This is a genomic window from Paraburkholderia madseniana, from assembly GCF_009690905.1.
GTDB lineage: Bacteria > Pseudomonadota > Gammaproteobacteria > Burkholderiales > Burkholderiaceae > Paraburkholderia > Paraburkholderia madseniana.
The window spans coordinates 23,679-32,858 of the sequence record NZ_VOSW01000102.1; the positions used below are offsets into that span (position 1 = coordinate 23,679).

8 protein-coding genes are annotated in these 9,180 nt (G+C 63.9%); all 8 read left to right on the forward strand.

Features of this window, described 5'->3' with window-relative positions; all coding sequences use genetic code 11:
• Positions 1-206: 206 nt before the first annotated feature.
• The 8 genes from FSO04_RS36595 (at position 207) to FSO04_RS36630 (ending at position 9,020) form a co-directional block, all read left to right on the forward strand.
• Positions 207-1,238: a threonine aldolase family protein gene (locus tag FSO04_RS36595; RefSeq protein WP_154566365.1), complete on the forward strand. Its 1,032-nt coding sequence runs from the start codon at positions 207-209 to the stop codon at positions 1,236-1,238.
• A 174-nt stretch (positions 1,239-1,412) separates the two neighbouring features.
• Complete coding sequence (locus tag FSO04_RS36600) at positions 1,413-1,943, forward strand: NUDIX domain-containing protein (RefSeq protein WP_154566366.1); 531 nt, start codon at positions 1,413-1,415, stop codon at positions 1,941-1,943.
• Between the two features lie 3 nt (positions 1,944-1,946).
• Positions 1,947-2,396, forward strand: coding sequence for an acyl-CoA thioesterase (locus tag FSO04_RS36605; RefSeq protein WP_154566367.1), 450 nt, complete (start codon positions 1,947-1,949; stop codon positions 2,394-2,396).
• A gap of 4 nt (positions 2,397-2,400) precedes the next feature.
• Positions 2,401-3,339, forward strand: coding sequence for a branched-chain amino acid ABC transporter permease (locus FSO04_RS36610; protein WP_168435968.1), 939 nt, complete (start codon positions 2,401-2,403; stop codon positions 3,337-3,339).
• On the forward strand, positions 3,332-4,621 hold the full coding sequence (locus FSO04_RS36615) for a branched-chain amino acid ABC transporter permease (RefSeq protein ID WP_154566373.1): 1,290 nt from the start codon (positions 3,332-3,334) through the stop codon (positions 4,619-4,621). The genes FSO04_RS36610 and FSO04_RS36615 overlap by 8 nt, the downstream gene beginning before the upstream one ends.
• Positions 4,618-5,370 carry an ABC transporter ATP-binding protein gene (locus tag FSO04_RS36620; protein ID WP_154566368.1) on the forward strand — a complete coding sequence of 251 codons (753 nt, stop codon included), beginning with the start codon at positions 4,618-4,620 and terminating at the stop codon, positions 5,368-5,370. The genes FSO04_RS36615 and FSO04_RS36620 overlap by 4 nt, the downstream gene beginning before the upstream one ends.
• A complete protein-coding gene (locus tag FSO04_RS36625; protein ID WP_154566369.1) occupies positions 5,367-6,080 on the forward strand; it encodes an ABC transporter ATP-binding protein in 714 nt (237 codons plus the stop codon). The genes FSO04_RS36620 and FSO04_RS36625 overlap by 4 nt, the downstream gene beginning before the upstream one ends.
• A 588-nt stretch (positions 6,081-6,668) precedes the next feature.
• Positions 6,669-9,020 (forward strand): hypothetical protein, encoded by a 2,352-nt coding sequence (locus FSO04_RS36630; protein WP_154566374.1) that lies wholly within the window; start codon positions 6,669-6,671, stop codon positions 9,018-9,020.
• Positions 9,021-9,180 lie beyond the last annotated feature (160 nt).

Here is a 9,180-nt window from a genome sequence, read left to right on the forward strand (position 1 = left end):
GCGCAGGTGCAGGTGCAAGTGCAGGCGCAAGTCCAAGTCCAAGCGCCAGCAAGGCAAGTTCGTCCGCCGCCTTGCGCCGAGCGCATGGGCCCGTTGAACCGCCTACGAGGCAAATACCAGGCCAAAAAACAAATAACTCACCGGCGCACTAAAATGACGGCTTTCCCGACATCTCAGCGCGCCCGTCGCCGGGCGCGCCGCCAGCCATGCAACATTTCGCGTCCGACAACTACGCCGGCATCTGTCCCGAAGCGCTCAACGCGCTGATCGCTGCCAACAACAGCGGCCACGAACCCGCTTACGGCGACGACTCCTGGACCAACCAGGTTTGCGACCGCCTGCGGGATCTGTTCCAGACCGACTGCGAAGTGTTTTTCGTGTTCAACGGCACGGCCGCCAATTCGCTGGCGCTGGCGTCGCTGTGCCAGTCGTATCACTCGGTGATCTGCCACGAACTCGCGCACATCGAAACCGATGAATGCGGCGGCCCGGAATTCTTCTCCGGCGGCTCGAAGCTGCTGACCGCGCCGGGCGTCGGCGGCAAGCTCACGCCGGATGCGATCGAAGCGGTCGTCACGCGCCGCGCCGATATTCATTACCCGAAGCCGAAGGTCGTCACGCTGACCCAATCGACGGAAGTGGGCACCGTCTACACCGTCGAGGAAGTGCGCGCGATCGCGGCGATCGCCAAGCGGCGTCATCTGAAAGTGCACATGGACGGCGCGCGCTTTGCGAATGCGGTCGCGGCGCTCGACGTGCATCCGTCCGAGATCACGTGGCGTGCGGGCGTCGACGTGCTGTGCTTCGGCGGGACCAAGAACGGTTTGCCGGTCGGTGAAGCCGTGGTGTTCTTCGATCGCTCGCTCGCCGACGATTTCGCCTACCGTCTGAAGCAGGCCGGCCAACTCGCTTCGAAAATGCGCTTCATCTCCGCGCCGTGGCTCGGACTGCTGGATAACGACGTCTGGCTGCGCAATGGGCGTCATGCGAATGCAATGGCGGCCTTGCTGGAAACGCGGTTGCAGGAAATTCCCGGTGTGAGCATCATGTTTCCGCGAGAATCGAACGCGGTCTTTGCGCAATTGCCGGCGCAGGCCGCCAAGGCAATGCGTGCGCGCGGCTGGAAGTTCTACGAGTTCATCGGCGCGGGTGGTTGCCGGCTGATGTGCGCGTGGGACACGCAGCCGGAAACCGTCGAGCGTTTCGCTGCGGAAGTGCGCGAGCTGTGTCTGGCCTGAAACCGCATCGACTGCGCGCCTGCGACCAGGCTGGGACCGTGAACTTGGACTGGAAGCTGAAACCAGGAACCAGGCGTACAAACAGCACCGCGCACGAGTTGCTGAACCGGCCGCAGCACGACATTCAACACTGAACAACGCCGCACACGAACCATAAGAGACGACCCACTCGCCATGACCGAACACCGATTTTGTCCGCGCTGCGCTACGCCTTTGATCGAGCGCGTCGATGCCGAACACGAAGGCGGCCGGATCCGCCAGATCTGCCCTGATACGGAATGCGGCTACGTTCACTGGAACAATCCGCTGCCGGTGGTAGCCGCGATCGTCGAGTACGACGGCAAGATTCTGCTCGCGCGCAACGCCGCATGGCCGGAAGGCATGTTCGCGCTGATCACCGGTTTTCTGGAAAACGGCGAGACCCCGGAAGAGGGCATTGCCCGCGAAGTATTGGAAGAAACCTCGCTGCACGCGGAGACGGTCGAATTGATCGGCGTGTACGAATTCATCCGCAAAAACGAACTGATCATCGCGTATCACGTGAAGGCGTACGGCACGGTCGCGCTGTCGCCGGAATTGCTCGAATACCGGCTGGTCGAGCCGGCCAAATTGCGTCCATGGCGTGCGGGCACCGGTCAGGCGCTCGGTGAATGGATGCGGCGGCGCGGCTTGCCGTTCGAGTTCGTCGAAAAACCGGGGCAGTAAGCGATGAACAAACCCGCACCGGCCACGCGCAGCGCCTACCCGCATTTTCTACCGATCACCACACGCTGGATGGACAACGACGTCTACGGCCACGTCAACAATGTCGTCTATTACAGCTACTTCGACACGGTGGTGAACGAGTACCTGATTCGCGCCGGCGTGCTCGATTTCGAGCATGGCGCGACGATCGGTCTTGTGGTCGAGACGCATTGCAATTACTTCGCGCCGCTGGTGTTTCCCGAGCGCGTCGAAGCGGGCTTGCGGGTCGTGCGGCTCGGCACCTCGAGCGTGCGCTACGAAGTGGGTCTCTTCAAGGAGGGCGAAGATCAACCCGCCGCCCAAGGGCATTTCGTGCACGTGTATGTGGATCGCGTCACGCGTCGCCCGGTGAGCTTGCCCGCCGACTTGCGCGCGGCGCTCGAACCGCTGACCGTCGCTGTGCAGGCGGAATAGGCGCGTGCAGTCGTTCGTCATCAACCTGCTCAACGGTGTCAGTTACGGCCTGCTGCTGTTTATGCTGTCGGCGGGCCTGACGCTGATTTTCAGCATGCTCGGCGTGCTGAATTTCGCGCACGCGAGCTTCTACATGCTCGGCGCGTACGTCGGTTTTTCGGTGGCGGCGCATGCGGGTTTCTGGAGTGCGCTCGTGATCGCGCCGCTGATCGTCGGCTTGATCGGCGCGGCGTTGGAGCGCTGGCTGCTGCGGCGCGTGCGTGTGCACGGTCATCTCCCCGAGTTGTTGCTGACTTTCGGCGCCGCGTATCTGCTCGGTGAGCTGGTCAAGCTCGGCTGGGGTTTGAGTCCGCTTGGCGCGACTGTTCCGGCCGTGCTCGACGGGCCGTTGTTCACCCTCTACGGCGCGGCCTTTGCACGCTATCGGGCCTTCATGATGGTGGTGTCGCTGGCGATGCTGGCGGTGCTCTACGCGGTGCTGCGCGTGTCGAAGGCGGGGCTGATCGTTCGCGCCGCGCTCACGCATGCGAGCGCTGTCGAGGCGCTCGGCCACAACGTGCCGCGCGTGTTCACCGGTGTGTTCGCGGCAGGCACAGCGCTCGCCGCGTTGGCCGGCGTGATCGGTGCGCCGCTCTTCGTGATCGAACCGTCGATGGCGGAGTCGCTCGGCTCGATCGTCTTCGTGGTGGTCGTGATCGGCGGACTGGGCTCGTTGAGCGGGGCGCTGGCGGCATCGCTGATCGTCGGTTGCGTGCAGACCTTCGCGGTAGCAAGCGACGTGTCACTGGGCGATCTCACGGCCGTATTCGGAGGCGTGCTGCCGGACGCATGGGACACGCTGACGCTCGCGCAACTCGCGCCGCTGATTCCCTATCTGCTGCTTGTCGCCATGCTGGCGCTGCGCCCGCGTGGACTGTTCGGACGGCGTGACGATCATGCGTGAGCCGCCCGAGAAGTTTGCTGCGCCGGCAGTCAAGCCGCGCTCGATGTTGCGCAGGTTCGCGCCATGGCTCGCGCTCGTTCTGTTCCTCGCCGTGCCGCCCTTTGTCTGGCCGCAAAGCTGGCTCCTCGCCTATCTCGCGCAAACCGCGACGATGATCGTATTCGCGCTTTCGTACAACCTGCTGCTCGGCGAAACGGGTTTGCTTTCTTTCGGACATGCCGCTTATTCCGGCCTCGGCGCGCTCATTGCGGCGCAAGTGTTCAATCGCATCGGTGTGCCGTTGGTGCTGCTGCCGTTGATCGGCGGCCTCGGCGGCGCGCTGTGCGGAGTCCTGTTCGGTTTCGTGTCGACGCGGCGCGCCGGGACGGCCTTCGCGATGATCACGCTCGGCATCGGCGAGCTCGTCGCCGCGGCCGCGTGGACGCTGCCCGACTGGTTCGGCGGCGAGGCCGGCGTGCCAATCGATCGCGCGAGCGGACCGATGCTCGCAAGCTGGAGTTTCGGCCCGGCGCGCGAGGCGTATGCGCTGATCGCGCTGTGGTGCGTGCTGGCGAGCGTCGCGATGTTCGTGTTGTCGCGCACACCGTTCATGCGGCTAGCCAACGCCGTGCGCGACAACCCAGTGCGCGCCGCGGCGATCGGCTGTTATCCGCGCCGTATCCGCTATGGCGTGGTGGTGATGTCGGCGTTTTTTGCCGGTATTGCCGGCACCTTGGGGCTGATCAATGTCGAACTGGTGTCGACGGAAAGCGTCGGCATGATGCGCTCGGGCGCCGTGCTGATCGCGACGGTGATCGGCGGCACAGGAGCGTTTTTCGGGCCGGTCGCGGGCGCGATCGTCCTGACGTTTTTCAGCGTCGCGGTGGCGAGCGTGACGCGGGCATGGCTGTTCTATCTGGGGCTATTCTTTGTCGTGATCGTGGTGGCGTCGCCGGATGGACTGGCGGGCTTCATGCAGCGGCACACGGCACGTGTTGCCGCTTACGGTTGGCGCGTATGCGGCAAGGCGTATCTATGGGGCGCGGCCTCAGCGGTGCTATGGACGCTGGCCGTCGTGTTCGCGGTGCAGTGGGCGTATGCCGTGCAATTTGGCGCGGCCGATGGCGCGGCGTTCAGCGTCATCGGTGTGCCGCTGGAACCGGCCTCGCCGCATTTCTGGCTCGGCGTCGTGGTGTTCATGCTGGCCGCGCCAGGCGCACTCGCCGCGCACTATGCACATCGTGCGCAAGCACGTCTTGCCGTGCGCGCCAGCGCCACGCAGATCGCCGGAGACGCGCGATGATCCCGGCCCTCGCGGTCTACGGCGTCGAAAAACGCATCGGCGCCACGCGGATTCTGCGCGGCGTCGATCTTGCGATCGAGCCAGGCGAGCGCCATGCATTGATTGGTCCGAACGGCGCGGGCAAGTCGACGCTGTTCAATCTGATTGCCGGCGGCGCGCGCCCGAACGCCGGGCGCATCGATCTGTTCGGCGCGGAGATCACGCGCCTCGCGCCGGCCGCCATCACGCGCCGGGGCCTCGCGCGCAGCTTCCAGACCACTAGCGTGTTCGCACGCCTCAGCGTATTCGACAACCTGCGCTGCGCGGCCATGCTGGCCGAGCGCGACCGCACGCGCTGGTGGCAGCGTTTCAGCGGCTCACGTACGGTCGATGCGCGTGCCGAGCAGGTGCTCGAAGCCGTGGGGCTGAGTGCGCGCAGACATATCCAGGCCGGCACGCTTAGCTATGCCGAGCAACGCGCGCTCGACCTCGGCCTTGCGCTTGCAGGCGGCGCGCACACCTTGCTGCTCGACGAGCCAACTGCGGGCATGAACCGCGCCGAAGCGGCGCGCGCCATCGAACTGATTCGCGCGACCACCGCCGGCCGTACGTTGCTGATGATCGAGCACGACATGGACGCCGTGTTTGCGATTGCCGACCGCGTTTCGGTGCTGGTGCAAGGCCGGATCATCGCGACCGGCACGCCGGCGGCGATTCGCGCGGATGCGGCCGTGCGCGCCGCTTATCTTGGCGACGGCGTCCGCCCATGACTGCCTTGCTCGACATTCGACAACTGAACGCTTGGTACGGCGCGAGTCAGACCCTGCACGGCGTCAACTTGCAGATCGACGCCGGCGAAGTCGTCGCGCTTGTCGGGCGTAACGGCTCCGGACGCTCGACGCTGGCGCGCGCGATCATGGGCCTCGTGCGCAGCGAGGGCGAGTTGCGTTTTGCCGGCCATGCGCTCGGCGGACTACGCACCTTCGAGATCGCCCGCCTGGGGCTCGGTTACGTGCCAGAGCATCGCGACGTGTTTCCGACGCTGAGCGTCCATGAGAATCTGCAACTCGGTGTGGCACCGCACGCTCGCGGCCGTGCACCGCGCTTCACCTTTGACGACGCCTACGAACTGTTCCCCGTCCTGCGCGAAAGAAAGCGCACGCGCGCCGGCGTGTTATCGGGCGGCGAACAACAGATGCTGACGCTCGCCCGGGCATTGCTCGGCGACCCCGACCTGCTGGTCATCGACGAACCGGGCGAAGGGCTGGCCAGCGTGGTGATGGGGCAGGTCGCGCAATGTCTGCGGATGTTGCGTGATCGTGGTGTGGCGATGCTGCTGATCGAGCAGCGGCTTGTCATTGCGCAAGACATCGCCAGCAGGGTTGCGGTGATGGGGCACGGCGAAATTGTCTTCGATGACGCGCTCGCGTCGTTTGTGAAGCGGCCGGACGTTATGCAGGAATGGTTGGGTGTGGGTTAGCCGCGATGCGTAGCGGAGCTGCGCATAACCGCTGGTTCACCCGGCGTCGCCGCAGCTCACTGAAGGACAGCGCTCGATAGGGCGCCCGAGCCCGGTTTCGCGAAGCCGAACCTGAGCGTCCTTGGCTGGCGTCTCGCTGCGGTTTTATTGCAGCGCCGCATTCGAATTTGCGACCTTTTTGCTGTTCTGACATGCGCGTCACGCACTGCGCGATGCACGCGCCCCTCGTTCCACGCCCAAATCGCGCTCTGAATGCCGTTTGAATCCCGTTTGCGTACAGCGCGCTCAAGCCTGATGCGTGGGGCTTTCCAGTGACTTGTTGTGGCGATTCAAACGCTTGATCGTTTGGTGAGCGTCCTCCAGAAATCTTGTCGGCAGCGCGCTGACAAATCAAGACAATCAGGTCAAAGGCGCGCAACGGCGGCACGGTGTTTAAAGCCGACGTATGTGCGACCGACCATGCCGTGCCGGGCGCGCAAAAGACGCGCCGCGGACTCAGGAGGAGACGTCATGAAACAGACAGGCGCATTGGGCGAAACATCGGCTGACGGCGTGCAGGCGGAGCCCGCGCTGCGGCCGCTTCAAAGAATGTTGTCGCGTCGAGTGGCGCGCACGCCGCTCGGAGAATCATGGCGCACGCGTGCTGGCGCTGGCGCCGCACTGGTGACGGCCGCGCTGCTGATGTCCGCATGCGCCGACGCGAGTTCCACGACCGGCGATGCCGCATCCGCACCGTCGACACAAACGAGCACGGCGGCGAACGCTGTGAGCAACAACGACAGCCCGCTGACGGCAAAATCTCAACCGGACGCGGGACTCACCGCTAACGCCACGAACGGCGTCGCTACGGCTTCGAGCGGCACCGCCGTTGCGAGCACCGATCATCCTGCCTTTGCATCGCGCCCCTCGCTCGAACTCGCCAAGGCCAAACAGCTTGCTGCCGAACAGCGCGTCGCCGCACGCGTGCCGGCCGCGAGCGGCATGACCGAAAAGCGCAGCCGTCCGCTTACGCTGCGAGATTCCGGCATCGACGGTTCGTTGATGTTCGCGCGCGACGTCGACTTTCGCGTGACCGGCGACATCGGTTTCATGATTCACGACATGGCCGCGACGCTGACGCCGGCGCGCGCTGGACAGCCGATCGTGTTCGACGATCCGACCAGCGTGACGATCAACGTCCACCGTGGCGACGTCACGCTCGACAGCGCCAAGCTCACTGCGATTTTCAATCGCTACCTGTTCCAGTACCAGGGCTCGCCGCTGCGCAATATGCGAGTGGTGCCACAAGACGGCGGCACCTTGCGAATTACGGGCGAAATGCATCGCGACACGTGGGTGCCGATCGTGCTGATCGGGTCGCTGTCGATGCGCAACGCCGACAACCTCGTGTTCCATGCCGACCACGTCGAAGTGGCCGGTGTCGGCGCAGACAAGCTGATGCAGGCCGCGCACGTGAAGATGGCTGACCTGTTGAAGGTGGACACGCCGATCGCGCGTCTCGACGGCGACGACGTCGTGATGCAGGTGGCCAAACTCACGCCGCCACCCGCGTTGCGCATGACCATCACGCAGATCAACACCAGTGCGGCAGGTGTGCGCTTCACGCTCGACGACCACACGGTGCAGAAGATCGACTGGCCCGCGACGATGCCACCGCGCGGCATGCTGGTACAGGGCGGCGACGTCAAGTTCATGCGTTCGATGCCGATGAACATCGACATGGCGCTAACGCCACTTGATACGAATGCGCCGTTCGTACTCGACCTGTACCACTACCGCGACCAGATGGCGGCCGGCTACTTCACCTTCGACGAGGCAGGCGCACTGGACGTCCACTTGCCGTCATATCCCACGCTAGCCAGCGCGTCGAAAGATGCGCCGACGCAAGTGGGCAGCGCGAGCGCGCGCTTTAACGACAGCTTCATTCGCGCGCAGCAGGCGTCGCTCGCGCAGGCGCGCCTGGTCTGGCAACAGGTGCCGCAGACTTTGCGGACGGCATCGGTTGCACGCGCGATCCCGGTCGGCACGCGGGCGGCATTTGTCGGTCAGAGCATGGCGACGCCCGGCTCTGCGATTAGCGACGAGCGGCACTCGTCCGGACCTGCACCCTTGATTCACGTCGAGAATGTCGACTTCTACGTATCGGGTCGAATCGGCTTTCATGTGCGTTCGCTGGATGCGCAGATGGTGCCGAAGAATCCGGGTCAACCGGTCGACCTCGACGATCCGGACCAGTACGACATTCGGATCATTGGCGGCGAAGTGGTCGAGCCGTGGCCTGCCATGGCGGCGTTGTTCAACGATTATCTGCTCGACTATGAGCCGCGTTCGCTGAACGATTTGCAGTTGAAGCCGGTGGATGGCAAGTTGGAAGTATCGGGCGGGATCAAGTTGTGGAATCACTTTCCTGGCGTGTGGCTGCCGACGACGATGAGCGGCACGATCGTGGCTAAGGATGAGCGGCATCTTGTCTATGAGCCGACCTCGGTGAAGGTGCTGGGGGTGCCGCAGGCGGGGTTGTTGCGGGCGCTGGATATTCCGTTGGCGTCGTTGACGCCGTTTACACGCAAGGGTGTTGCGTTGAAGGGTAGCGAACTGGTGTTCGATCAGTACACCGTGTTTCCGCCGCCGGTTTTGCAGGGGCGGCTGGCTAGTGCGACGGTGACTGATGAGGGGTTGGTGTTGAAGTTCAAGCGTGATGCATCCGTTGCTGCTGCGAGGCCGCCTGCTGGGGCGGCGAAGAGTTTTGTCTGGATCGAGTCGGGTGATGTGAAGATGTTTAATTCGTTGGTCACGAATGCGAGGACTTTTATTCGGGATAGTTCTAATCCTGGGGTCATGAAGTTTGATCTTTATGGATATCGAAGGGATGTTTCCAAGGGGATTGTGAGGATGGGGGAGGATGGGGGATTGGACGTGGATCTGGCTGCTAGGAAATAGTTAGGGTTTTTGCCTTCGCGGCGCTTATTGTCCGTGTTCTTAGGGCTTTGGCCTTTCCTTGAATTGTTAGTGGTCTATTAGCGTTGCCCCTGTGCGGGGCGGCACCTACTTCTCTTTGCCGGCTGCAAAGAGAAGTAGGCAAGAGAAAGCAGCTCAAACC

Excerpts from the sequence above, each read along its gene's own strand:
- FSO04_RS36595 (WP_154566365.1), top strand. The coding sequence starts at position 207 with ATGCAACATTTCGCGTCCGACAACTACGCCGGCATCTGTCCCGAAGCG.
- FSO04_RS36600 (WP_154566366.1), top strand. The coding sequence starts at position 1,413 with ATGACCGAACACCGATTTTGTCCGCGCTGCGCTACGCCTTTGATCGAG.
- FSO04_RS36605 (WP_154566367.1), top strand. The coding sequence starts at position 1,947 with ATGAACAAACCCGCACCGGCCACGCGCAGCGCCTACCCGCATTTTCTA.
- FSO04_RS36615 (WP_154566373.1), top strand. The coding sequence starts at position 3,332 with ATGCGTGAGCCGCCCGAGAAGTTTGCTGCGCCGGCAGTCAAGCCGCGC.
- FSO04_RS36620 (WP_154566368.1), top strand. The coding sequence starts at position 4,618 with ATGATCCCGGCCCTCGCGGTCTACGGCGTCGAAAAACGCATCGGCGCC.
- FSO04_RS36625 (WP_154566369.1), top strand. The coding sequence starts at position 5,367 with ATGACTGCCTTGCTCGACATTCGACAACTGAACGCTTGGTACGGCGCG.
- FSO04_RS36630 (WP_154566374.1), top strand. The coding sequence starts at position 6,669 with ATGTTGTCGCGTCGAGTGGCGCGCACGCCGCTCGGAGAATCATGGCGC.